We start from the raw sequence: 1407 nt of genomic DNA on the forward strand, positions 1-1407 counted from the left end.
CCCTGGTGCATTCCGGTGAATTCGATGGGTTGTACTCTGCCGACGCCTTCAACGCCATCGCCAACTGGCTGAGCGAACGTTCTCTGGGCGAAAAGAAAGTGAACTACCGGCTGCGCGACTGGGGTGTCTCCCGTCAGCGTTACTGGGGCGCACCCATCCCCATGGTGGAAACCGAAGACGGAGAACTGCACCCGACCCCGGCAGATCAGCTGCCCGTGGTGCTGCCCACCGATGTGGAAATGGACGGCGTCAACAGCCCCATCAAGGCCGACCCGGAGTGGGCCAAGACCACCTTCAACGGTCAGCCCGCCCTGCGTGAAACCGACACCTTCGACACCTTCATGGAGTCCAGCTGGTATTACGCACGCTACTGCTCACCGCAGAGCGACACCGCCATGCTGGACCCGGCCGCCACCAATTACTGGCTGCCCGTGGACCAGTACATCGGCGGCATCGAGCACGCCATCCTGCACCTGCTCTACTCGCGCTTCTTCCACAAGTTGCTACGCGATACCGGGCTGGTGAATTGCGACGAGCCCTTCAAGCAACTGCTGTGTCAGGGCATGGTGCTCAAAGACGGCGCCAAGATGTCCAAGTCCAAGGGCAACACCGTGGACCCGCAGCAAATGATCGAAGAATACGGCGCCGACACCGTGCGCCTGTTCATGATGTTTGCCGCGCCGCCGGAGCAATCTCTGGAATGGAACGACGCTGGCGTGGAAGGCGCCTTCCGCTTTATCAAGCGCCTGTGGCGCCTGGTGGCCGAACATGTGGAAGCCGGTAATGCCGGCACACTGGACCTGAACGTACTGGACGACGCAGGCAAGGCCTTGCGCCGCAAGACCCACGAAACCATCCAGAAAGTCAGCGACGACTATGGTCGCCGCAGCACCTTCAACACGGCCATTGCCGCGGTGATGGAATTGATCAATGAAGTCAGCAAGTTTGACGCTAACAGTGACAACCGCGCCGCGGTAAAACACGAAGCCCTGGAAGCGGCCGTGCTGTTGCTGGCCCCCATCATCCCCCATGCGGGCCACAGCCTGTGGCAGGCCCTGGGTCATGAAGAGGCAGTGATTGATGCCCGCTGGCCCACCGTGGACGAAAGCGCGCTGGTGAAAGACAGCATCGAACTGGTGGTACAGGTGAATGGCAAGGTCCGCGCCAAGCTGCATGTGCCCGCCAACGCCGACAAGGAATCAGTGGAAGCCCTGGCGATGGACGAGCCCAATGTGCAGAAATTCACCGAGGTAAAACAGTGCGCAAAGTGATCGTGGTGCCGGGTAAACTGGTTAACATCGTCGCCAACTGAGCGCACTGCAATGCAGCGGATACCGTAGGGCGGAAATGGCCACAGGCCATCTCCGCCAGCCCGCCAGACAACCGAGAGAGCACGCGTACCATGAG

1 pseudogene is annotated in these 1407 nt (G+C 60.7%); it reads left to right on the top strand.

What is annotated here, in order from left to right:
* Window positions 1–1312: pseudogene (locus A3730_RS07990) on the top strand (class I tRNA ligase family protein); the annotation flags it as partial.
* Between the last annotated feature and the right edge of the window lie 95 nt (window positions 1313–1407).

It is taken from the genome of Alcanivorax sp. HI0044, assembly GCF_001634945.1.